General features: G+C 63.1%; 23 protein-coding genes. 13 read left to right on the top strand and 10 right to left on the bottom strand.

Translation table 11 applies throughout. The features are described 5' to 3' along the window. Window positions 1–32: 32 nt before the first annotated feature. Complete coding sequence (locus FNV92_RS22710; RefSeq protein ID WP_143844477.1) at window positions 33–1,481, bottom strand: APC family permease; 1,449 nt, start codon at window positions 1,479–1,481, stop codon at window positions 33–35. 315 nt (window positions 1,482–1,796) lie between these two features. On the opposite strand from FNV92_RS22710, the gene qhpR reads away from it, so the two are divergent. Together qhpR and FNV92_RS22700 are read left to right on the top strand one after the other, a co-directional pair. Continuing rightward, complete coding sequence (gene qhpR / locus FNV92_RS22705; protein WP_143844478.1) at window positions 1,797–2,735, top strand: AraC-like transcriptional regulator QhpR; 939 nt, start codon at window positions 1,797–1,799, stop codon at window positions 2,733–2,735. Window positions 2,736–2,797: 62 nt separating this feature from the next. Beyond that, complete coding sequence (locus FNV92_RS22700) at window positions 2,798–3,277, top strand: hypothetical protein (protein WP_143844479.1); 480 nt, start codon at window positions 2,798–2,800, stop codon at window positions 3,275–3,277. Between the two features lie 108 nt (window positions 3,278–3,385). On the opposite strand, the gene FNV92_RS22695 is transcribed toward FNV92_RS22700, so the two are convergent. Then, the gene (locus FNV92_RS22695; protein WP_143844480.1) at window positions 3,386–4,120 is read right to left on the bottom strand and encodes an SDR family NAD(P)-dependent oxidoreductase; all 735 of its coding nucleotides are present in this window, start codon (window positions 4,118–4,120) and stop codon (window positions 3,386–3,388) included. A 10-nt stretch (window positions 4,121–4,130) separates the two neighbouring features. Continuing rightward, window positions 4,131–5,147: a LacI family DNA-binding transcriptional regulator gene (locus FNV92_RS22690; protein ID WP_240536067.1), complete on the bottom strand. Its 1,017-nt coding sequence runs from the start codon at window positions 5,145–5,147 to the stop codon at window positions 4,131–4,133. A gap of 218 nt (window positions 5,148–5,365) precedes the next feature. Here FNV92_RS22690 and FNV92_RS22685 point away from each other — a divergent pair, with 218 nt between their 5' ends. Genes FNV92_RS22685 through FNV92_RS22650 form a run of 8 tightly spaced genes read left to right on the top strand, consistent with a single transcriptional unit; the run spans window position 5,366 to window position 13,700 of the window. After that, entirely contained in the window at window positions 5,366–6,667 is a 1,302-nt protein-coding gene (locus FNV92_RS22685) for an ABC transporter substrate-binding protein (protein ID WP_143844481.1), read from the top strand. Between the two features lie 59 nt (window positions 6,668–6,726). Further along, complete coding sequence (locus FNV92_RS22680; RefSeq protein WP_143844482.1) at window positions 6,727–7,614, top strand: carbohydrate ABC transporter permease; 888 nt, start codon at window positions 6,727–6,729, stop codon at window positions 7,612–7,614. Between the two features lie 4 nt (window positions 7,615–7,618). Further along, a complete protein-coding gene (locus FNV92_RS22675) occupies window positions 7,619–8,446 on the top strand; it encodes a carbohydrate ABC transporter permease (protein WP_015687017.1) in 828 nt (275 codons plus the stop codon). A 7-nt stretch (window positions 8,447–8,453) separates the two neighbouring features. Next, a complete protein-coding gene (locus FNV92_RS22670; protein ID WP_143844483.1) occupies window positions 8,454–9,458 on the top strand; it encodes a zinc-dependent alcohol dehydrogenase family protein in 1,005 nt (334 codons plus the stop codon). 2 nt (window positions 9,459–9,460) lie between these two features. Beyond that, window positions 9,461–10,534 carry an ABC transporter ATP-binding protein gene (locus tag FNV92_RS22665; protein WP_143844484.1) on the top strand — a complete coding sequence of 358 codons (1,074 nt, stop codon included), beginning with the start codon at window positions 9,461–9,463 and terminating at the stop codon, window positions 10,532–10,534. Next, window positions 10,531–11,490 (top strand): sugar kinase, encoded by a 960-nt coding sequence (locus FNV92_RS22660; protein WP_143844485.1) that lies wholly within the window; start codon window positions 10,531–10,533, stop codon window positions 11,488–11,490. Before FNV92_RS22665 ends, FNV92_RS22660 begins: the two co-directional genes overlap by 4 nt. Next, on the top strand, window positions 11,487–12,524 hold the full coding sequence (locus FNV92_RS22655) for a tagatose 1,6-diphosphate aldolase (RefSeq protein WP_143844486.1): 1,038 nt from the start codon (window positions 11,487–11,489) through the stop codon (window positions 12,522–12,524). The genes FNV92_RS22660 and FNV92_RS22655 overlap by 4 nt, the downstream gene beginning before the upstream one ends. A 48-nt stretch (window positions 12,525–12,572) precedes the next feature. Then, entirely contained in the window at window positions 12,573–13,700 is a 1,128-nt protein-coding gene (locus FNV92_RS22650) for a mandelate racemase/muconate lactonizing enzyme family protein (RefSeq protein WP_143844487.1), read from the top strand. Between the two features lie 236 nt (window positions 13,701–13,936). Here FNV92_RS22650 and FNV92_RS22645 read toward each other — a convergent pair whose 3' ends face one another. Further along, on the bottom strand, window positions 13,937–14,206 hold the full coding sequence (locus FNV92_RS22645; protein ID WP_168213603.1) for a hypothetical protein: 270 nt from the start codon (window positions 14,204–14,206) through the stop codon (window positions 13,937–13,939). Window positions 14,207–14,275: 69 nt separating this feature from the next. On the opposite strand from FNV92_RS22645, the gene FNV92_RS22640 reads away from it, so the two are divergent. The 3 genes from FNV92_RS22640 to FNV92_RS22630 are packed head-to-tail and all read left to right on the top strand — an operon-like array spanning window position 14,276 to window position 15,722. Next, the gene (locus FNV92_RS22640; RefSeq protein ID WP_143844488.1) at window positions 14,276–15,010 is read left to right on the top strand and encodes an ATP-binding cassette domain-containing protein; all 735 of its coding nucleotides are present in this window, start codon (window positions 14,276–14,278) and stop codon (window positions 15,008–15,010) included. 20 nt (window positions 15,011–15,030) lie between these two features. Beyond that, on the top strand, window positions 15,031–15,549 hold the full coding sequence (locus FNV92_RS22635; RefSeq protein WP_244623652.1) for an ABC transporter ATP-binding protein: 519 nt from the start codon (window positions 15,031–15,033) through the stop codon (window positions 15,547–15,549). Further along, complete coding sequence (locus FNV92_RS22630) at window positions 15,516–15,722, top strand: ATP-binding cassette domain-containing protein (RefSeq protein WP_334266105.1); 207 nt, start codon at window positions 15,516–15,518, stop codon at window positions 15,720–15,722. Before FNV92_RS22635 ends, FNV92_RS22630 begins: the two co-directional genes overlap by 34 nt. Window positions 15,723–15,959: 237 nt before the next feature. Here the strand turns inward: FNV92_RS22630 and FNV92_RS22625 are convergent, their stop codons facing one another. The 6 genes from FNV92_RS22625 to FNV92_RS22600 are packed head-to-tail and all read right to left on the bottom strand — an operon-like array spanning window position 15,960 to window position 21,950. Further along, complete coding sequence (locus FNV92_RS22625) at window positions 15,960–16,586, bottom strand: FMN-dependent NADH-azoreductase (protein ID WP_143844489.1); 627 nt, start codon at window positions 16,584–16,586, stop codon at window positions 15,960–15,962. Window positions 16,587–16,591: 5 nt separating this feature from the next. Next, a complete protein-coding gene (locus FNV92_RS22620; protein WP_143844490.1) occupies window positions 16,592–18,169 on the bottom strand; it encodes an isochorismatase family protein in 1,578 nt (525 codons plus the stop codon). Window positions 18,170–18,192: 23 nt separating this feature from the next. Further along, entirely contained in the window at window positions 18,193–19,041 is an 849-nt protein-coding gene (locus tag FNV92_RS22615) for an MBL fold metallo-hydrolase (RefSeq protein WP_143844491.1), read from the bottom strand. A 28-nt stretch (window positions 19,042–19,069) separates the two neighbouring features. Then, entirely contained in the window at window positions 19,070–19,954 is an 885-nt protein-coding gene (locus tag FNV92_RS22610) for an amidohydrolase family protein (RefSeq protein WP_143844492.1), read from the bottom strand. Further along, on the bottom strand, window positions 19,951–21,072 hold the full coding sequence (locus FNV92_RS22605) for a vWA domain-containing protein (protein ID WP_143844493.1): 1,122 nt from the start codon (window positions 21,070–21,072) through the stop codon (window positions 19,951–19,953). The genes FNV92_RS22610 and FNV92_RS22605 overlap by 4 nt, the downstream gene beginning before the upstream one ends. After that, window positions 21,069–21,950: an AAA family ATPase gene (locus tag FNV92_RS22600; RefSeq protein ID WP_143844494.1), complete on the bottom strand. Its 882-nt coding sequence runs from the start codon at window positions 21,948–21,950 to the stop codon at window positions 21,069–21,071. Before FNV92_RS22600 ends, FNV92_RS22605 begins: the two co-directional genes overlap by 4 nt.

Genomic DNA, 21,950 nt, shown 5'->3' with positions numbered 1-21,950 from the left:
GCGAGCGCATCGTTAAGCGCTGGGTGGTATCTTCATTCGAAGGCGCGGCCGAGATTCGCGTAGACGGCAGGACGGCGCGATCGGGTCCAGACCGCAAAGCCGAATCCCGCCGCGCCGATCGCCGCCAGCATTGCCGGAAAGCAATCCACGAAGAGAGAATCCGAGCCGCTGACGACGGCGAGGTTGGCGGCCATCAGAACAAGGCAGCCACCAAGGCCAAGCGCGCTCAGTCCTGGCGCGATCACCCGGTGCGAAATGCCGAGACCGCGCCGGTCTTTGCGGAAAAAGGCGATCGCGGCGATCGATACGATCACCTGGATCACAAGGATGCCGAGGCTGGCAAATGTTCCCATCCAGGCGACCACGACCGCATAAGGGTCTTGACCAGTAATGGCAAAAATGGCGGTGATACCCATCGCCAGCACCGTCTGAACTGCACCGGCGACGTGCGGCGCGCCATGCAGACCGTTGGTGCGAGCGAGGCCGCTCCATATCAATCCCTCGCGGCCGATGGCGAAGAAATAGCGGTTGATGGTGTTGTGGAACGACAGGGCACACGCAAAGATGCTGGTCAGCAGCAAGCCATTCATGATCAATGCCAGCGCCGTACCCAGCAATTCGCGAACCGCGCTGATGTAAATTGTCGCGATATGTGCATTGGCTTCAGCCTGGATATTCGACGGGCCGTAGTGCAGCGCGATCGCCCAGGTGGAGAACGCGTAGAACACGGCGATCAGGCTTACGGCAATGTACGTCGCCCTCGGAATGGCGCGGCGCGGATCGCGGGCCTCTTCGCCGAAGATCACGGTCGCCTCGATGCCGATGAAGGACGATACCACGAACACCAGGGCAACGCCGCAGCCCTTGGCAAAGATCGCCTGCGGGCCGAACGGGGCAGCGTGGATCGATTCAGGTCCGCCGCCATCTGCAAGGATAGCCACTGCGAGCAGGAGGAGAATGGCAATTTCCGCGATCATGCAGAAGCCGAGCACCTTGCCGCTGAATGCGATGTTGCGGGTGCCGCAAAAATAAACCGCGATGCCCAGGCCGAAAGCATAAACCCACCAGGCGATGTCGGGTCCGCCTTGGGACTTGATAATATCGTTGGCGAAAAACCCGAACAGGCCATAGACCGCGATATCGATCGCATTGTACGTCGCGAGCGCGATGAGGGCGCCGGCGACACCGGCTGGCCGGCCGAGGCCGGCAGTGATGTATGGGTAGAATCCGCCCGCGCTATTGATGAACTTGCTCATCGCGGTGAAGCCTACGCTGAAGAGTAGATACAAAAGGCCAACCAGCAGAAATGTGCCGGGCACGCCGGGCCCGTTGCCGTAGGCGAACGCCGCCGGTGTCACGCCGACCACTGCGGTCAGGGGGGCGGCGGCGGCAACGACGAAGAACACGATATGCGCGACGCCGACGGCGTTGCGCCGCAACTGGTTGGGGGCCTCCTGCTTTGGTGAGACGTTTGCCGCCAATTTGACTCCAATCTGCTTTCCCGGACGGCCAGAACTGCCTTGGATCGGCCTGCGGGAGGTCGCCGCGACATTATGCATGATGGGCGGGGGCGAGATTGACAGTAGGCGCCAACTTCCCGGCGAAATGTCCTCCCTTACGACGGCCTCCCGGGCGATCCGTTCTCATTGGCGTGGTTCTTGCTAGGTTTCTCGCTGGGAGCGTCGAGGCACTTGGTCTTGGCTATGGCGGAGATGTCTGGATCAGGAACAATTACAGCGACTGCCGCGCAGGAGCTTCTCGTCGTACTGGCGAGGCGGCGGCCTGGGTCTTGCGGCGTGAACGCGCGCGTCGGCATTCCGCGTGCGATGTTGCGGGATCCGCAGGGCATGTTGCCGCTTGTCGCCTTCACCTCGATGCTGGAGGCGGCTGCTTGCGAATTCGGCAACTCTACGCTTGGCCTTGAACTCGGCAAGGAATGCAGATTGTCCTCGATCGGCCCCGTCAGCCGGTTGGTGCAGACGGCGCGAACCGTGGGCGACGCGCTCGACAAGTTCAATCGCTATTTCGGCAGCATCCAGACCGACACGCAGAGCACGCTTTCGGTGAGCAATGGCCAGGCCCGGCTGGCCTATGTGATCTCCGACAATGCGGTGCGCTTCCGGGTCCAGGATGCGGGTTTCACGCTTGCGCTCGAATATTCCATGCTGGCAAGTTTCCTGGGAGCTGATTGGAATCCGAGTTGCGTCGAGTTTGAGCATGCCGCCGGCGACGACTTGCCGTTCTACAGACAGCAATTCGATTGTCCCTTGCGCTTTGAAAGACGTGAGAACGCGCTGATCTTCCCTGCGAGATTATTGGACAAGCCGTTGCGTGATGCTGACGAGAACCTGCACGCGAGGCTCGAAGCCGATCTCGCGGAGACGATGGAGTTTCGAACCAGGCAGCTCGATTTCATCGCCAGCATCGAGGCGTGGATGGCGTCGTCGCTGTGTCGATCTGATGTCACGGACATCGAGGCAGCAGCGGCCGACTTTGGCATGAGCGAGCGTTCCTTTCAGCGCAAGCTCGCCACCTACGATGTCAGCTATCTGGATATTCGCAACCGCGTGCGTTCGCGGATTGCCAGATGCATGCTGGCTGAGAGCAACCTGCCGGTTACTTCAGTCGCGCTCCATTTGGGCTACAGCGAGACCAGCGCCTTTTCCCGAGGATTCAAGCTCCAGACAGGGGAGTCGCCGGGTGAATTCCGTAGGCGTGAAAGGATCGCGGCCTAGCCTGTAGCGCGAGCGGAGCCGTCCCGTTTTGTGAAGACCTGCCTCTTGTTCGGGAGACGACAATGGGATCTCTGGCGGATATTGGGACCTTCAGTTCCTTTGCGATGGAGCTGCACGAGCGCAGCCTGAGTTGTAACCCGATCTCCCTGTTCCAATGGAGTGTCGAAACGCTGGCCGATATTGTTGGTGCCGACAGCTGTTGGGCAGGCTGGGCCGACCTGCAGCGGGGCGAGGTCGATCTCTGCGCCAGCTTTTCCCACAATCTCCCCGCGGATTTCGAAGGATTCTGGTCGGACATCAAGCACGAGGATCTGCTTGCCCACGAGGTCATGACCACCAAATCCACATTGGCTCATTACGACCGATATGGACCCCGTCAAACCGAGGGCATGGCGGCGCTGTCGGATCGCTATCGTATCGAAAAGATGGCCGTGGTCGTCGCGGACCAGCCGGACAATCCGGTGTCGCTGTTTATGTCGGCTCAGCCAATTTGGAGCTGGGGCGCTCCGTATGCTGTGGGATTAGCTGGCTCACGTGATTAGCGAACGAAGGTTGATGACGAGGCGGCAGGCGAGCCTCGCGGGCTCGAAGTCGTGACCTAGTTTGCAAAGTGTGGAGTCACGAACCAGATCGTGTCTCGCCTTCCAAGGTCATCCCGCAAGAAACCCGCCGTCCACCGCGACCACAGTTCCGGTTGCATATTGTGACGCCGGCATGCAGAGGAAGGCGACTGCACCCGCGATATCCTCGGGCTGTCCCCAGCGCTTGAATGCGGTGCGGTCTGCGATGCGCTGATAGTGCTCAATGTCGGTGCGGCCGGCGGCGTTGATCGCCGTTTCGATATAGCCGGGCGCTACCGCGTTGACGCGGATGCCTTCTTCGGCCCACTTCAACGCCAGCGCCTTGGTCAGCATCACGACGCCTCCCTTGCTGGCGCAATAGGCAGGGATTCGCGGCAGCGCCAGCGTGGCATTCATCGAGGCTATGTTGACGATCGAGCCCCTGGTCTGCGCGAGTAGGGGGTAGAACGCCATGCACGTGCGGAAAGTGCCGGTGAGATTAACATCGATGACCTTCATGAAGGTCTCAATCTCGAATTCCTTGTCGCGCGCGAGAATTCCGGCGCAGTTGACCAGCGCGTCGACGCGCTTGTGCTGTCGGGCGATGGACTGGATGGCGGCATCATCAGTGACGTCGAGCATCGCGAGCTTGAGGCCCGCACGCGGCTTGAGCAGGGTGCGCGCGAGATCTGCCTCGTTCGCACCGGTCGCGGTGACCGTCGCGCCTAAGTCGCAAAGCTGATTGCTGATCGCAGCACCAATGTCGCCGGCGCCGCCGACCACGACGGCATGAAAGCCGGGTGCGAGAGAGAAATTCGAATTCATGGGAAGGGGCTCACTTCAGGGATTTCGGAGGCGGCGCCGTGGATTCACGAACTACCAGCGAAAAATCGATCTCGCGATGCATGATGGTCTGCTCGCCGGCAAGGCTACGCACCAGAAATTCGCCCGCGCGCTGCCAGGTTTCTCCGGTCGGAACGTGGATTGTGGTCAGGCTCGGCCGCAAATGGCGACTCCAGTCGAGGTCGTCGAACCCGACCACTGATAGATCGCGCGGCACGGAAAACCCGTCGCGCTCCGCCTCTAGCAGCACGCCATAGGCGATGACGTCGTTACCGCACACTACGGCGGTTGGACGGTCTTTGAGATTGAGGAGATAGCGCGCCGCCTCGCGCGCGTCGTCCAGCGTATAGGGTACCTCGACATGCCATTGGGGAGGAAGTTCGAGGCCGTTCTCCGCGAGCGCGCGGCGAAAGCCGGCGACGCGCGCGCTGGCGCGGTCGTTGTTGCGTTGAAGTGCCGAGACGATCCCTATGCGGCGATGGCCGAGCTCGATGACGTGCGCTGCCGCGCGATGAGCGGCGGATTCGTTGTCGGTGCCGACGCAGGGGTAGGGTCGATCAGGCTGATAGATGCCGACATTGATGAAGGGCACGGCGTTGTCGGCGAGCAGCTTGCGCAATCCGTCGTGATGGCAATCGCCGCGCAGCACGAGACCGTCGACGCCGCGGCTGATCAGGTTGCGCGCCTGCTGCAGTTCGACGTCGAGATCGTATCCGCTGGTGGTGAGAAACAGCATGTATCCAACCGACGAGAGATACTGCTGCAGCGACGCGATGCCGCGCGCGAACATGGTGTTGTCGATCGTCGGCACGATCGCGCCGAGCGTACGCGAGCGCCGCGACGACAGGATGCGTGCAGGTGCGTGCGGGATGTAGCCGAGAGCGTCGATGGCCTGTTCGATGCGAGCGCGCAAGGACGGGCTGACTGCATCGGGATTATTGAGTGCGCGCGAGACCGACGCCGTCGACACGCCGGCGCGGGCCGCTACGGCGCGGATGCCTTGCTTCACAGATTTTGCGTCGGTTAAGCGCATTGATGTAACGTTACATCGTCCTTGGCAGGCTGCAAGAGAGCGGATCTTATCCCAAAATCTGCCGTATAATGCACGAAATGTCCACCGCTTGACATGGCGGGGCCAATGCCTAAGATGTAACCGTTTTCAGAATGCGTTAAAGCGTGGTCATAAGGCCCTCCAGTTCAAGGCGGGCCAGCCGGGAGGAGAGTTCGATGAAGGCCAGGATGCTCGCGACGCGGGTCGCGTTGCCCGTTCTCGCAATTGCCGCCGTCAGCGCGCAGGCGCATGCGGCCGATTTCGACTGGATGAAGTTCAAGGGCAGGACCGTCACCTTTCTTGCCAACAACAATCCGGTCTCGCAGGCGCTGCTGACATACAAGGCCGATTTCGAAAAGCTGACTGGCATGACCCTGAAGGTCGACGGCTATCAGGAACAGCAGATGCGCCAGCGTCTGGTTACGGTTATGAACGCGAACAGCGACGAGGTCGACGTGTTCATGACGCTGCCCTCGCGCGAGGGCGAGCAGTTCGCCGCCGCCGGCTGGTACGGCGATCTCACCGCAATGGCGAAAGAAGCGGTCGCCAAGGATTATGATGCCTCCGGCCTGAGCCAGGCCCTGGTCAAGGCCGCGACCTTCGGCGGCAAGCTGACCAGCATGCCGATGAACCTCGAAGGCCCGATCTTCTATTACCGCACCGATATCTTCAAGAAGTGCGGCATCGAGGCACCAAAGACGATCAAGGACGTCGAGGCCGCGGCGGAGAAGATCAAGACATGCGATGGCACGGTGACGCCTTTCGTCTCCCGCGGTCTCAAGCCTGCGATCGCCTATACCTTCAGCAACGTCTTGCACAACATCGGCGGCAGCTATATCGCTAACGGCAAGTCGAATTTATGCTCAGCCAAAGCCAAGGACGCGCTCGACACCTACAGCCGTCTGCTGCGCGATTTCGGTCCGCCCGGCGTCGTGAACTACAGCTTCCAGCAGATTTCCGCTCTGTATCGCGGCGGCCGCGCTGCGATGGCTTTCGAATCCTCCAATGAGCTGCGCACGGTCATGGAAGGCGGCGCACGCCTGAAGGATACCGGCCTGTTGCCGTTCCCGGCGGGTGATGCCGGCCAGGTGCCGACCACGATCGGCTGGGGCATGGCGGTGTCCTCGCACAGCAGGCAACCGGATGCGGCCTGGTACTTCGTGCAATGGGCGACCAGTCCTGAGGTACAGAAGAAGATGGCGCTCCAGGGTATTGCGCCGCCGCGTCCGGCAGTCGCCAACGATCCCGAATATCGCAAGTGGATCGATGAGGAGCCGGTGCGGAAGGAATGGCAGGCAGCGCTCGACGTGCTCGCCACCAAGGGCTCGTCCGAAGTCGGCTATCCCATCGTCGCCAATCCGCAATCGCGCGAGTTCATCGGGCAGGCGGTGCAGGATCTGATCCTGAAGCAAAAGACCGTCGATCAGGCTTGCGCGGATGCCGACAAGGCGCTGGACGCGCTGATCGCGCTGAACTGACGCCTCATACCGGCAGGCTTGCGGCCTGCCGGTACCCACCCGATCGAGGACACGAACGCATGTCTGATACGGTTGCGACGCTCACGCAGGACCGGCAGAAGCTGGAGATGGCGGCGCTCTCGGCGCCGGCCGTGGCCTTTACGGTCGCGATGATCGCGTTTCCGGTCGTCTATACGATCTGGCTCGGTTTCCAGACCTTCTCCTCGACCGGCAAGCAATCTTTTGCAGGCCTCGCCAATTATTCGAAGCTGATCTCCGACGTCGAGTTCTGGCACGGGCTGTGGGTCACGATCGCGCTGTTCGTGCTGTCACTGGTGCTGCAACTCGTCTTCGGCGTTTGGCTGGCGCTGGTGCTGTTCCACGCCAAGCGCCTGCCGGGCATCGTCCGCTCGCTGTTCATCTCGCCGTTCATGATGCCGCCTGTCGTGGCCGGCATGATGTGGCTCGTGATCCTCGATCCGTCGCTCGGCGCGGCAAACTACATCCTGCAGGCGTTCGGCCTGCCGCCGTCGGACTGGCTGGCCTCGCCGACCTGGGTCATCCCGACCGTGGCGCTGATCGACAGCTGGCAGTGGACGCCCTATGTTGCGCTGATTGTGCTGGGCGGATTGCAGTCGCTACCGCCGAGCGTCTACGAGGCCGCGCAGATCGACGGTGCGTCTCCGTTCAAGACCTTCCAGCGCATCACGCTGCCGCTGCTGCTGCCGACCATCGTCACCGCGGCGATCCTGCGCAGCGTCGATCTGCTGCGTTTCTTCGACATCATCTACATCACCACCCAGGGTGGTCCCGGCAACGCCTCGAACACGCTCAACATCTACGGATTCCGGGTTGGCTTCGAGTTCTTCGACATCGGCTATGCCAGCGCCCTGATGCTGACGTTGACAGCGATCGTGTTCGGCGCGGTGTTGGCCTTCAACCGCCTGCGCGGCGCGGTGGCATGGTGATGTCATGAACGACGCCGCCACCACCGACCGCTGGATCCGCTGGCTCAACACGCTGCAGCTCGTGTTCGCCGGCATCGTCATCATGACGCCGACGGTCTGGATGGTGCTGTCCTCGTTCAAGCCGTCCTTCGAGGTGACGGCCTATCCGCCGACGCTGATCTTCACGCCGACGCTGGCGAACTACGCCGAGTTGACCAGAACGACGCCGTTCATGAGCTACGCTTTCAATAGCCTGGTGGTCACGGTCGGCTCCACCGCGCTCGGGCTGCTGTTCGGAATCCCTGCCGCCTTCGCCGTATCCTGGACGCGGATCTCATGGCCGGCGATCCTGACGCTGGCGGCGCGCATGGCACCCGGCACGCTTTTCCTGCTGCCATGGTACGTCATGTTCCGGCAGGTCGGCATGATCGGCTCCTACACCGCACTGATCCTGAGCCACGCCGTGATCACGCTGCCGATCGTGATCTGGGTGCTGCTGCCGTCGTTCGACGGCATTCCGCGCAGCGTGTTCGAGGCAGCCCAGGTCGACGGATGCAGCGTCACGCGCATCCTCTGGCGTATCGCGCTGCCGCTGGTAGCGTCGGGTGTCGCGGTCTCGGCGATCCTCGCTTTCGTCTTCTCCTGGAACTACTTCCTATTTGCGCTGGTGCTATCCAATGGCGACAGCAAGACGCTGATCGCGGCGGCCTTCAACTTCATCGGCGAAGGCTCGACGCAGTGGGGCGCCCTCATGGCCGCGGCGACGCTGATCGCGTTGCCGCCGCTGGTGCTGGCGGCCCTGGTTCAGCGCTGGCTGGTATCCGGACTGACGCTCGGCGCGGTGAAAGGCTAGGTCTCTGATGAATCTGTCACCTCGTCCGAATTCGCTCATGCAGGCAGCGGTCTTCCATGGCGACGACCGCATTACCGTCGAGCGCGTGGCGATACCCGACGTCGGAGCGGGTGAAGTGCTGGTGCGCGTCTCGCGCACTGCTCTGTGCGGCTCCGATTTCAAACTCTGGCACAAGGGCGCCGAATTTACCGCCGGTCATGAGATTTTTGGCGTGGTCGAACAACCCGGCCACCGATTCCATGGCCGCCGCTGCGCCGTCTATATCCCCTTGCACTGCGACCATTGCGCGGCCTGCAAGCGCGGCGATACCCAGATGTGCCTGGAAGTATCGAGCCTGATTGGCTGGAACAGGCCGGGCGGCTATGCCGAATACGTGCCGGTGCCGGAAAACTGCCTGCTGCCGGTACCTGACGACATCGAAGATAGCCTCGCGCCGCTGCTGCTCGACACCATTGGCACGTCGGCGCATGCGGTGCGCTTTGTCAGCCGCGTGGTGCCAGCCGGAGAGGCCGGAGCCGTTCTCGTGATGGGGGCAGGGCCCGTCGGCCTCGGCGTCGTGCTGGCGCTTCGCGCGCTCGGTTACGACGATATCTGGGTCGCCGATCCCAACCCGGCGCGGCTCAAGATCGCGCAATCCTTTGGTGCGAAGGCGCATCCGGTTGGCGATGCCTCGAAGCGCTTCGCTCTCATCATGGAGTGCTCGGGCGCGCATGCGGCGCGCAATCTCGGCATCGAGCTCGTCCTGCCGCGTGGCGCGCTGGTGTTGGTCGGTGAAAACGCGGCGCCCTGGATGATCGAGGAAGGCAAGGTGTTCCGCCGCAAGGATTTCTACATGATCCGGACCTTCTATTTCCCGGTCTCGGATTTCGAGCCGAATGTAGAGCTGTTGCGCAGGTACAAGGACGAATACCGCGTCCTCGTCGATAACGAGTTCGGGCTGTCGGCTCTCCCTGAGAATTTCGCCCGCTTCGCCAAAGGCGAGCTGATCAAGCCCGTGCTGGCATTGGACTGATCATGGCATCGATCTCGATCCGTAACCTCACCAAACGCTACGGCAATTTCACCGTGATCCCCGATCTCAATCTGGAGATCGCCGACCACGAATTCGTCGTCTTCGTCGGCCCATCCGGCTGCGGCAAGTCGACCCTGCTGCGGATCATCGCCGGTCTCGAACCGATTTCGTCTGGTGATCTCTATATAGGCGACAAACGCGTCAACGGTGTGCAGGCCGCACAGCGCGACATTGCGATGGTGTTCCAGGACTACGCGCTCTATCCGCATATGCGCGTCTACGACAACATGTCGTTTGCACTGGAGCTGCGGGGAACGCCAAAGGCGGAGATCGACGCCCGCGTGAAGCGAGCCGCGGCGTTGCTGCACATCGAGCCCTATCTCGACCGCAAGCCAAAGGAGCTGTCTGGCGGGCAGCGCCAGCGCGTTGCCATGGGGCGCGCTATCGTGCGCAATCCCAAAGCTTTCCTGTTCGATGAGCCGTTGTCCAATCTCGACGCAAAGCTGCGCGGGCAGGTACGTGCCGAGATCAAGGCGCTGTCGCAGCAGCTGAAGACCACGATGGTCTTCGTCACCCACGACCAGATCGAGGCCATGACCATGGCCGACCGCATCGTCGTGCTCCAGAGTGGCACGATCCAGCAATATGACACGCCGGAGACGGTCTACGAGCGGCCCGCAAACCAGTTCGTCGCCGGCTTCATCGGCTCGCCCGCGATGAATTTCTTTCCGGTCGAATGGCGCGGGCAGAGCGCGATCCTGTCGCAAGGCGAAACGGCCGTGCCGCTGGATGGTGAGATCGCAGGTCGGCTGCGGCAGGCAGGGAATGCCGTCCTCGGCATTCGGCCAGAGCATTTTGTATTGGCCGCGGATGCGGCCGATGGTGTCGCTGTCACCGTTCGGCTGGTCGAGCCGCTCGGCTCGGACACGCTGATCCATTTCGACCTTGCCGGCGTCTCCGCGATCGCACGGGTCGATCCAGCGCTGCGGCCGAAGGTTGGTGACCGCCTCAACCTGCGTCCGCAGTCCGGCAAGACGCATTTGTTCGACGCAACCAATGGACAGGTCCTGCTGTGAGTGCGTCGACCGACATCGGAGATCTCTCGCCGCTCTCGGGCGTCCTGTCCAAGGCCAGGTCGGTGCACGTGATCTGCCTGGGTCTGTCGGCGCTCGATCAGGTCTGGCGCGTCGATCGTCTGTTTGCCGGGCAAAGCGAGAAGATCAAGGCAACTGGATACGGCACGCTCGGTGGCGGCATGGCGGCCAATGCGAGCGTGGCTGTGGCAAGGCTCGGTGCGTCCGTTGCGTTCTGGGGGCGGGCAGGAAGCGACGCCGCCGGTCATGAGATGAAGTCCTCCTTCTCCGCTGAAGGCGTCGACGTCGCCAATTTCCGGCTGTTCCCCGACGGTCGCTCGTCGGTATCGGGAATCATCGTCGACAGTTCCGGTGAGCGGCAGATCGTCAATTTTCGTGGTCACTATCCGGAAGCTGCAGACTGGCTTCCGCTGGATGCGGTTTCCCGCGCCTCCGCGGTGCTGGCCGATCCGCGCTGGGTCGAGGGCGCGGCAACGCTGTTCGGTGAGGCGCGGAGATGCGGCATTCCGACGGTGCTCGACGGCGACATGGCGGATGCCGAGGTGTTTGAACGGCTGCTGCCGCTGACGGACCACGCCATCTTCTCCGAACCCGCGCTCACCTCCTTCGCTGGGTCGGCCAAGGATGAATCTCTCGCCGCGATCGCCCGCTTCGGCTGCCGTGTCGTTGCCGTCACGCGAGGCGAGCAGGGCGTGAGCTGGCACGAAGGCGGCCGGCTGCAACGACAGGCGGCCTATGCCGTCGACGTCGTCGACACCACCGGCGCGGGGGACGTCTTCCATGGCGCCTATGCGCTCGCGATCGGCCTCGGCCTCGATGTGCGCACAGCCATGGCGTTCTCGGCTGCCACGGCTGCGATGAAATGCGGCCACGCCGGCGGTCGCAACGGAATTCCCACCATCAACGAGTGTCTTGCATTCATGAGGACGAAGCCATGAGAACGATCGGAAAGAACCGCGGGCTGGCACGGCTTGCCGATGCGGACGGCCACTTTCGCATGGTCGCGCTGGATCAGCGGCCGCCGCTGTTTGATGCCATCGCAAAGGCGAAGGGGATCACGCGGGAGCAGGTGGAGTATTCCGACGTCACCGCCGCGAAGCGGCTTCTGGTGGAGAACCTCGCGCCGCATTGCAGCTCGATGCTGTTCGATCCGAATTTCGCGGTGCCCGCGGCGATAGATTTGTTGCCGCCACGCTGCGGGTTGATCATGACTCTGGAAGAGCACCGCGTCGAGGAAACCGCCGGCGGCCGCAAGTCTCGCGCCATCACCAATTGGAGCGTCGAGAAGATCCGCGCCATGGGTGGCGACGCAGTCAAGGTGCTGGCCTGGTATCGTCCGGATGCCGATGCGGCCGTGAACGAGCATCAGAAGCGCTTCGTGCGTGAGATCGGCGAGGACTGCGCCCGTCACGATATTCCCTATGTCCTCGAGCTGCTGGTCTATCCGTTCCTCGGCAGCGCCAACCACACCGCCGATTACGTGGAATCGCCGGGCAAGCTCCCGGGCCTCGTCATCGACAGCGTGCGCGAGTTCGCCAAGCCGGAATATGGCGTCGACCTCCTCAAGCTTGAGAGCCCGCTCGCGGCGAACGGCCTGCCGGCTCACGATGGCAGCGCGGAAGCAAAGGCCGCGCAGAAGGAGTTCGATGCGATCGGCGATATCTGCCGTGAGCGGAGCATTCCCTGGGTGCTGCTGTCCGGCGGCGCTGCGCCGGAGAAATTCGAGCGCGTGCTCGACTACTCCTATGCCGCCGGCGCGAGCGGTTTTCTCGCTGGCCGAACCATCTGGCTCGACGCCGTCCTGAAGAACTTTCCGGACCGCGCCGCAGTTTCCGCAAGTCTGCGCAAGGATGGCCTCGGCGTGCTGGAGCGACTCAACCAGCTGACCATGGCAAAGGGTAAACCCTGGAAGGCGCGCTTTCCCGTTTTTGCGGATATCAAGCAGGAGGGAGACTTCGCGCGCGCTTACTGAGATGGTGGCAGCTCCGCGTGGTCCGGTCTCGATCGCAGGGTGAGCTATATGACGACTGACGACTTCACCATCCGTTCAATCGAAGCCCTCTGCTATCGCTATCCGCTGGCGACACCGGTGGTGACCTCGTTTGGCAAGATGCTCAACCGTCCTGCCGTCTTCATTCGCGCCGTCGATGAAGACGGCGTCGAGGGATGGGGGGAGGCTTGGTCGAATTTTCCGGCACCGGGCGCGGAGCATCGCGCCCGGCTGGTCAACGAGGTGCTCGCGCCGGGCCTCGTCGGACGAAAGTTCGATCACCCGGCTCAGGCCTTCGACATCCTGACGAGGGGCACAGAGGTGCTGGCGCTGCAATGCGGCGAGCCCGGGCCGTTTGCGCAGGCAATCTCCGGCATCGATCTCGCGCTGTGGGACCTTTTTGCGCGCCGCCGGCATTTGCCGTTGTGGCGGCTGCTCGGCGGGCGCGCCAGCACTATCAAGGTCTATGCCAGCGGCATCAATCCCAGCGGTGCGGCTCAGACGGCCGAAGCCGCGCTCAAGCGCGGTCATCGCGCGCTGAAGCTCAAGGTCGGCTTCGGCGCCGATACAGATCTGGCCAATCTCGCCGCGCTTCGGGCCATCGCCGGAACCCGCATGCTCGCCGCGGATGCCAATCAGGGCTGGTCGGTCGATCAGGCGCTGGAGATGCTCCCGCGTCTTGCTGAATTCGACCTGCGCTGGCTGGAAGAGCCCATCCGCGCCGACCGGCCGCGGGAGGAATGGCACAAGCTGCGGGCGAGCGCGAAAATGCCGATCGCCGCCGGTGAGAACATCGCAAGCGTCGAGGGCTTCAAGCAAGTCCTCGCCGAGGACGTGCTTGGCGTGGTCCAGCCTGATATCGCGAAATGGGGAGGGCTCAGCGCCTGCGTCGGATTGGCAAGTGACATTCTCAAAGCTGGGAAGACCTTCTGCCCGCATTACCTCGGTGGCGGCATCGGTCTGCTCGCCTCGGCGCACCTGCTGGCAGGCATAGCAGGAGATGGTTGGCTGGAGGTAGATACCAACGACAATCCGCTACGCGATCTATTCTGTGGACCTGTTGCCAGCGTAAAAAACGGAACGATAGATCTGGGCGAGGGGCCGGGGCTCGACCTTTCGCCCGACCTCGCCACGATTGTGAATTATCGCTTTATCTAGATAAAGCCAACCTCAGTCAGTTGGCCAATTCTGTGTGGCGCCCGCGGGGGCAGCGGGCCGCCATCTTTCGCCGTATGCACGCGTTGATGCGCGAAGAGGTGCCGATCATCGGCCTGTACGGTTCACCCGCCGTCGAAGCAGTGGGCCGTGCAGTGCACGACTACCAACCTTGGGCATCGGGGCGGCCTCTGGCATGGAGGGTCTGTCTGGACAGGGTCAGACTCCACGCGTGGAGCTCAAAGGTAGCGGCACTGCCATGGGGCGATCGCGTTTCTGTTGAGCGAACCGGCGACAGCTTGTCCGAAGGCGAAATTTGAGTTGCGGCGGTTTGATGCTGACGAGCCGATCGTCGAGTGCCTGCGGATTGTGTGGTCGCAGCTAAAGCTGGAACAGGTGATCGCCTGAAATCCATCGTCGAGCATATCGACGAGGATATGGTGCGCCTGCATGTCTTCGCGCTGCCGTTCCTGGGTGTCGCCAATCGTTTGGATTTTGCGCAGGCTCATCCGTGCGCCCATCGCTAAATGGTGCCATTGGCGGCACCAATGTATCCAAAACTATAAACATGGCTCCGTGTGCTTTCTGGGCTCGTCAATAAGGGCCGTTGTTTACGGTCTAAATACTGTAGAGCGGGGATTGCAGGGGCGCTCTACACGTTCCAGACTCGTTTTATCAGTCCATCGCCATTCGGGATCGGACAATCCTTCACGCTTCTGATCGTCGCAATTCTCGGCGGCGCGACCTATCCGTCAGGCGCGGTCGTCGGTGCCGTGCTGGTGGCGGCGATCAATCTGGCGCTCCAGACGCTGTTTTTTGGCCTGATCGACCGCGTCGGGCCGATCGAGCCGGTCATCTTTGGCATGCTGCTGATCATCCTGCTGCTCAAATGGCCGGACGGAATCTGGTCGGCGATCGAGGCGCGCCTCAGCAGGGTCGTTCTCACCGCACCCGCCACGGGGCCTGAACGCACGCCGGTTCGGGCGGCCGCCGGCGGAATCGGCGAGGTGCCGCTGCTTGAACTCATCGATGTGAACAAGAGCTTCGGCGGCATCCAGGCCTCGCGGCATTTGTCGCTGAAAGTGTCCGCTGGCCAGATCGTGGGTCTGATCGGTTCGAACGGTGCGGGCAAGAGCACGGCCTTCAATGTGATGTCGGGCCTGTTGCTTCCGACCACCGGCTCGGTATGTCTCGCCGGGCAACCGCTGCCGCCGGAGCCATGGGCTGTTACGGCCGCCCATATCGCGCGCACGCCGGCATCGATCAGGAAGGATCGGAGGGTGATCGATGCCTATCTTGGGGCGGCGGCATAATCATGTTTGAAGTGAGGAACTTGTCCGTCGCTTATGGCAAAGCCGTCGCGATCGAGGGGATCAACATCAACGTGTCGAAGGGCGAGTTCGTCGCCGTCATCGGCGCCAACGGAGCAGGCAAGACCACCACGTTGAATGCGGTGATGGGGTTGGTCCCGGCCGTCAGCGGTACGGTGCTACACAACGGGCAGGCGATCGACGGTCTGCCCGCGGAACGATGTGTCGAGCGTGGGATCGTGCTCGTGCCTGAGAGCCGGGACTTGTTCGGCCCGCTGTCAGTGCAGGACAATCTCAGGCTCGGCGGCTATCTGCACCGCCATCGCTACGATGGGTCGTCGCTGGAGCGAATCTATGATCTCCTGCCGAAGCTCAAGGAGAGACGCAATCAGGAAGTGAAGACGCTGTCGGGCGGCGAACAGCAGATGGTCGCCATCGGCCGCGCGCTGATGGCGGAGCCCCAGGTGATCCTCCTGGACGAACCGTCGATCGGCCTCGCCCCCGGATCGTGGAGCAGATCTTCGAGGCCATCACGCGCCTGAAGAAGTCGGGGATGACGGCTATTGTCGTCGAGCAGAATGCAAAGCTTGCACTGTCGGTGACAGAGCGCGCTTACGTCATGGAACTCGGGCGGATTGTCATGGAGGGGCGGTCGGAGGATCTAGCCCACAATCCCTCGCTTCACGCGGCCTACCTGGGAGAACGGATGGAGTAGGAACTTAGCTGTTGCAGAAGACGCGGCATCGCGAAACACGAGTTTTTCCGAGAGAACCGTCGCCGTCGTTGGGCCCGAACAACAGTGAGTGGCGAAGCGGTGGCGGACGGCGCACCCGACCAGCAAAAGTCCAGGTTCAAGTGGGCGATATTGAATTCGCAGACGCGGCGCTCGGCCTTCTGCGTTTCCTGGATAGGCCCTCGATATTACCCATACTGCAGAGGCGGGTTCGATCAACTAAAACCGTGTAGCGATCTGCCCCAGTCGTCGATACGCCGTCTCGCGTGCAGCAAGGATCGAGTCCGCCGGGCCGATGGTCGGCCCGATCGGCACGAAGCGCACGTCGCTGACGCCGATGAAGCGGAGCGCCTCGCGTAAATAGGGCGTGGCCATGTCGATGCGGCCACGATTCATGCCGGTTGCGAAGTCGCTGCCGGAGGCGAGGATCACAATGGTCGGGCGGTCTTTCAGCAGCGGAAGATATCCCTCCACCGGATCGAAGCGGAACGTCAGCCCGGGCTGGATGACGATGTCGAACCATTGCTTCAGCCTGTAGGGGATACCGAAATTCCACATCGGCGTCGAGATCAGCACGCGATCGGCCAACGAGAAGCGCAACGCCATCCGTTCTGCCTCGGCGAAACTGTCGCGCTGCGCATCGTTAAAAGCCTGCGCCTTCATCCGCGCATATTTGGCCTCAACGATAGGACCTGCAAAATCCGGCATGCGGTCACGCCAGAGATCGACAATGTCGATGTCCCAATCCGGTCGCGCCTGACGAAAGCCGTCAAGGAAGACGCGCGCGCCGGCGCTTGACTCGGAGTCGGGGCGCGGCGAGCAAGACAGATGCAGGAGCTTCGCCACTGCTCTCATCCCAACGCGTTGATGACGGTATCTGCCCGGGTGACCACGGCGACGTTCTGCATCGCAAAATTGATCGAGGCGGAGTGCCAGTCGGCGTTCATGGTCGAGCAGCAGTCCTCCGGCACGATCATGAAATAGCCTTTGTCGGCCCCGGTGCGCGCGGTGTGCTCGACCGACATGTTGGTCCAGGCCCCGGTGTTGATGATCATGTTACGCCCGGTGGCTTTGAGGATCGTCTCGAGCCGGGTGCCTTCCCAGGCGCTCATCCGCATCTTCTCGACGACGAAATCGCCGGGCCGCGGCTCAAGGCCCGAGACCGGCGCCGCGCCCCAGCTGCCACGCACCATCGCCTTGCTGTCGACAAGACCCTCGAACAGCGGCGCATTCAGTGTCACGCCGGGCGCGCCGGGCTCGACCACGAACCAGACATGGATGATAGCCACACCGCGCGCACGTGCAGCTTCCGCGAGGCGGCGGACATTTTCGATGACAAGTTGTTGCTTCGCGTGTTCCGGCGCTCCTGACTCGGCGAACGCACCGCCATCCATGATCACATCGTTCTGAAGATCCTGAATGATCATGGCGCAGCGCTGCGGATCGAGTCGCATCTCGCCGTCGGCGAGGATCGGTGCTGCGGCCGCAGGGCCGGTGCTTGTGCCTGGGCCGCTGCTGCGCCTGCCGCTCATATAGGGCTCGTGGCGCGGTCCGGTCTTGGTCGGGATGGCATAGACCGAATGCGTTGAGGTCAGATAGAGCGTGCGGAAATCCGGTCCACCCCAGGCAAGGTTGGCGACAAGTTCGGGCACGCGAACCTTTCCGAGCAGCTCGCCGCGCGGCGAATAGACCCAGACTCCACCAGGTGCGGTGACCCAGACATTGCCGCACTGGTCGCACTTCATGCCGTCGGGCACGCCGGGCTCCAGCTCGGAGCGGATGCCGCTCGCGAACACGCGTGTGTTCGACAGTGTGCCGTCGGCAACGACGTTGAACACACGAATCAGCGCCTGCACGGTGTCGTTGACATAAAGCAGTTTTTCGTCGGGCGAGAAGCACAGCCCGTTCGGTTGGTCGAACAAGGTCCTGTCGACCATCAGTTTCGGCTCGCTGCCGGGCACCGCGCGGTAGACGCCCTGAAAGCCGAGCTGGCGTGGCCGCTCGACGCCATAGACGGGCATGCGGCCATACCAGGGATCCGAGAAATAGATCGCGCCGGAAGAGTGCACGCAGACGTCGTTGGGGCTGTTGAGCTCCTGTCCGCCGAAATGCGAGGCGAGAACCTCGCGCCGTCCGTCCGGCCGTTCGCGGATCAGCGACGAGGTCGCGTGCTCGCAGACGATCAGATTGAGCTCGGCGTCGTAAGTCATGCCGTTGCATTTGTTCGAGGGGCGCTTGACTTCGGCGACACCGCGACGCGCGTCCCAGCGTCGGCGCACGTCGCCCGGCATGTCCGAGAACAGCAGGTAGTGATCGATCGGATGCCAGATCGGTCCTTCCGTGAAGTCAAAACCCGTGCCGACCTGTGCGACCGGCGCGTAGGGATCGATCAAGGTCTCGAATTCGGAGCGCAAGGTGACGTGCGTCATCGGTCTATCTCCAAAAGGGAGTGTCAGGCCGGGAACCAGTTGCGTTCGGGCAAGGACTGAACGATGGGACCAGGGACCTGGTCGTGAAGCCGGCCCACGACATTGCCGCCCTCGATCTTGGCCGGACGGTCGTGCACTGGCAGCAGATAGCGGGAGTTGCTGAGCAGCTTCTTGATCGCGGCCTTCTCGGCGCGCTTGCTGGTGCCGTGGTTGCCTGTCGTACGCGGCTCCCAATCGTGGATCTCGTGAAAGGGCGTAACGATCTGGTCGTTGAAATCGTAGATCACGTCGCCGCAGATGGTGGCGATGCCGTCGGCGGTCTCGACGATGATGTTCATCGAGCCCTCGGTGTGGGCATTGGCGGCATCGCAATAGACGCCGGGCATCAGCTCAATCGGGCCAGTGATTTCGAGGTCGAGGAATCGCAGCGCGCTCTTGGTGTGAAGGCGGTCGATCAAATGTTTGATGTCGGGCGCCGGGTATTGCGGATGCATCAGGCCGGAGACCGAATATTCCAGCTCCTTGCGGTTGAGCACGACTGTCGTGTTCATGGGAAACAGATCGTCCTTGCCGGCGTGGTCAATGTGCAGATGGGTGTGGCAGACGAACCGGACGTCACCCATACGCACGCCATGACGCGCGAGCTGGTTCTCGATCATGTGTTCGTGGTACTGCAAGCCGCGCATGCCCAGCGTTTCCATGATCTGGTTGGAGCGATAGCCGGTGTCGACGACGACGGGATATTTTCCGCCGAGAATCAAAAAGCCCAGCGTGAGGACGCGGCGGGTGCGGCCGCAGTCGCGGCCGAGCACCAGGAAGCTCGATTCCAGCTCGATATCGCCGTAGTCCAGGATCTTGATCTCCAGCGCCATTCGTTTCCCTCCCTTTTCTCATTTTTTGTCAAAGCCGATAGACACGCGTTGCCGTGCCTCGGAAGATTGCATCCCGTTGCTCGGCGCTCAGGGGCGCAGCCGCCGCACGAAATGCCGCGGCCAGCTCGCGATAGCTGGTCCACAATTTCTCGATCGGGAAATTGGAGCCGAACAGGCACCGCGCGGCGCCGAAGGTCGCGACGGTGTCGGTGATGACCCCGGCGATATGCGCGGGCTCGTTCCGGTGAATGAAAGTGCCGAGCCCTGAGAGCTTTGAGATCACGTTCGGGCAGGCTGCGAGCCGGGCCATGCCCGCGCGCCAGGCGGCGCGGCCCGCCGGCGAAAGGTCTTCGAGCATGCCGGCATGCTGAAGGATGAAGGTCACCTTCGGGCAGGATTCGGCGAGCAGCGCTCCATCTGGCATCTGCGGCGTGAAGAGCTGGAGATCAAAGCTCCAGCCGTAGTCGGCGAGACGCGAGACGTTGCGTCGGACTATGGGATCGATACAGAGATCTGGCTTGGCTGCGAAGCGATAGAGCGGGTTCTCGTGCCAGTGCAGCTGCATCCGCACGCCACGGACCAGCGGATAGCGCGTCAGGCGGTCGAGCTGCGGGCGGACGTCGTCCACCGCAAAATTAGCATAGGCGACGGTGGCATGCGGCCATCCGTGTTCATCGGCGGTCTGCTGCACCCAGGCCGCTTCGTCCTCGAAACGGTCGTTGGCCCAGTTGGTCTGGACGTAGACCGAGCGGGTGACGCCGGTACCTTTGATGTCGTCGAGATATTCCTCGATCGGATAATCGCGCCTGATAGTCTCGTAGGGTCCGAAGATGCGCGGCTGCATCGGGCCGACCAGCCAGGGCAGGTCGGCCTGCCGCCAGATGTGATGATGGCCGTCGACAATCTCGGTCACGCAACCCTCCTTCGTCCCAGTGCCAGCACATGCGTGACGATTGACGCGGTGGATCCGCCATCGACGAGATCGTCGACGAAGCGCTCGATGGCAACCAGCGCTTCCGTCTGCGGACGGAAGCCAGGGCCGGACGCAAGCGGCGTCAGCCAGCTCACGCGCCAGGCCCGCCGCGACAGCTTCGCGACGGCGTCGCGCAGCGCGTCGGGCTCGCCGCGCTCAAGTCCGTCCGAGACGACGACCACGGCGGCCCCGCGGGCGTACCCTCCAAATCGCGGCACCGCGAGGAAGGCCTGCAACGCATCGCCGATGCGGGTGCCGCCATCCCAGTCGCTGACGAGATGAGCGGCCGCGCTCAGCGCCTGCTCGCGACGCTTCAGCCGCAGGGCGCGGGTGACACGAGTCAGTCGGGTGCCGAAGGTGAAGACCTCGACATTGGGCGCGGCCTGCACCAGCGCGTGCGCCAGCTTCATGTTCTCCTCGGTGCGGTTCTTCATGGAGCCCGAGACGTCGATCAGCAGCAGTAATTTTCGCGGGCGCTGGCGTCGCTTCATGCGGCCGAGCCGCAGGACCTCCCCGTCGCTGCGGACGGAGTCGCGCAAGGTACGGCGGAGATCGGCGAAGGGCCCGCGGCGGGCGCGCATGCGCCGATGTCCGCGCCGCCGCGGCAGGCGGCGCGGCGCCTCACGCGACAGACGGCGCAGGGCCTCGGTCGTGGATAGCTGCGCGAAACGACGTTCGACGAGCGCTTCGGTTCGTGTCGCGGTGAGACCGGATTCGTTGGCATCGTCGGACAGCAGCGGCTCCTGGTCGCCGCGGCCTTCCTCCTGGAGCCGGATGGTCTCGTCGTCCTCGCCGTCGTCGGCGTGATCGATGGCCTCACTGCCGCGGAAGTGCAGATCGAACAGCCGGTCGAAGGTGACGCGTCGCTCGGGCGGCGGGGCGACGGTGGCCAGCGCCGCCTGCCTGATATCTCCGAGGTCGCGCGGCCCAAGCAGCTCGATCGCGGTGAGGAACGCGGTGGTCTGTTCCGGAGCTACCGCGAAGCTGTTGGCGCGTAACAGCGCGACGAAGGAAACGAATACGCGCGCCGCCCGAGGCAGTTGCAGCTCCGTGCTCATGCGGTCGCCTCCGAGAGCATGGCGTCGAGCCGGGGCGCGATGAAGTGCAAATCTTCCTCGTCTTTCAGCGCCACGCCGATCGATCGCCTGAAGGCATCAGGCCAGCGCGCGCCGCCCTTGTTGAGGAGCGTTGCGGCCTCGGCCCAATCGACGGCCTCGGCGATGCCCGGCGCCTTGCTGAGCGGCTCGCGCCGGAGCTTGCCGACGGCCGCGACGACGGCCCGCGCCGTCGCCTCGGCCACGCTGGAGGCCCGCAGCATCACGATCCGCGCTTCGCGCTCCTCGGTGGGATAGTCGATCCAGTGATAGACGCAGCGGCGGCGCAGGGCCTCGTGCAGGTCTCGTGTCCGGTTCGAGGTGAGCACGACGACGGGACGTTCGGCGGCGCGCACCGTGCCGCGCTCTGGGATCGAGATCTGGAAGTCGGAGAGGAATTCGAGCAGGAACGCCTCGAACTCCTGGTCGGCACGATCGATTTCGTCGATCAGCAGCACGGTGGAGTCGGGCGCGCGCAGCGTGGCGAGCATGGGACGCTCGATCAGGAACGTCTCGCCGTAGATATCGATACTCTCGTCGCCGGCCTGGCGGATCGCGAGCATCTGGCGCGGATAGTTCCACTCGTAGAGCGCCGCGGAGGCGTCGATCCCCTCATAACATTGCAAGCGGATCAACCGACGGCCGAGTACCGCGGCGATGGCCTTTGCGGCTTCTGTCTTGCCAACACCCGGCGCGCCCTCCAGCAGCAGCGGCTTGCCCAGCGCAAGCCCGAGATAGGCGGCTGTCGCGAGGCCCTCGTCGGCGAGGTAATATGCTGCGCGCAGCGCCTTCTCCAGAGCCTCTGGACTGTCGATGCCGACGATGTTGCTGCGGACCGCCAT

The sequence above is a fragment of the Bradyrhizobium cosmicum genome, from assembly GCF_007290395.2.
Lineage (GTDB): Bacteria > Pseudomonadota > Alphaproteobacteria > Rhizobiales > Xanthobacteraceae > Bradyrhizobium > Bradyrhizobium cosmicum.
This window is presented reverse-complemented; position numbering and strand designations above follow the sequence as displayed.

Bases quoted from the DNA above. Each gene is read 5' to 3' on its own strand.
- FNV92_RS22645 (WP_168213603.1), bottom strand. From the start codon at position 14,206: ATGAGCCTGCGCAAAATCCAAACGATTGGCGACACCCAGGAACGGCAG.
- FNV92_RS22620 (WP_143844490.1), bottom strand. From the start codon at position 18,169: ATGACGCACGTCACCTTGCGCTCCGAATTCGAGACCTTGATCGATCCC.
- FNV92_RS22695 (WP_143844480.1), bottom strand. From the start codon at position 4,120: ATGAATTCGAATTTCTCTCTCGCACCCGGCTTTCATGCCGTCGTGGTC.
- FNV92_RS22650 (WP_143844487.1), top strand. From the start codon at position 12,573: ATGACGACTGACGACTTCACCATCCGTTCAATCGAAGCCCTCTGCTAT.
- FNV92_RS22685 (WP_143844481.1), top strand. From the start codon at position 5,366: ATGAAGGCCAGGATGCTCGCGACGCGGGTCGCGTTGCCCGTTCTCGCA.
- FNV92_RS22615 (WP_143844491.1), bottom strand. From the start codon at position 19,041: ATGGCGCTGGAGATCAAGATCCTGGACTACGGCGATATCGAGCTGGAA.
- FNV92_RS22605 (WP_143844493.1), bottom strand. From the start codon at position 21,072: ATGAGCACGGAGCTGCAACTGCCTCGGGCGGCGCGCGTATTCGTTTCC.
- FNV92_RS22675 (WP_015687017.1), top strand. From the start codon at position 7,619: ATGAACGACGCCGCCACCACCGACCGCTGGATCCGCTGGCTCAACACG.
- FNV92_RS22670 (WP_143844483.1), top strand. From the start codon at position 8,454: ATGAATCTGTCACCTCGTCCGAATTCGCTCATGCAGGCAGCGGTCTTC.
- FNV92_RS22665 (WP_143844484.1), top strand. From the start codon at position 9,461: ATGGCATCGATCTCGATCCGTAACCTCACCAAACGCTACGGCAATTTC.
- FNV92_RS22600 (WP_143844494.1), bottom strand. From the start codon at position 21,950: ATGGCGGTCCGCAGCAACATCGTCGGCATCGACAGTCCAGAGGCTCTG.
- FNV92_RS22700 (WP_143844479.1), top strand. From the start codon at position 2,798: ATGGGATCTCTGGCGGATATTGGGACCTTCAGTTCCTTTGCGATGGAG.
- FNV92_RS22680 (WP_143844482.1), top strand. From the start codon at position 6,727: ATGTCTGATACGGTTGCGACGCTCACGCAGGACCGGCAGAAGCTGGAG.
- FNV92_RS22655 (WP_143844486.1), top strand. From the start codon at position 11,487: ATGAGAACGATCGGAAAGAACCGCGGGCTGGCACGGCTTGCCGATGCG.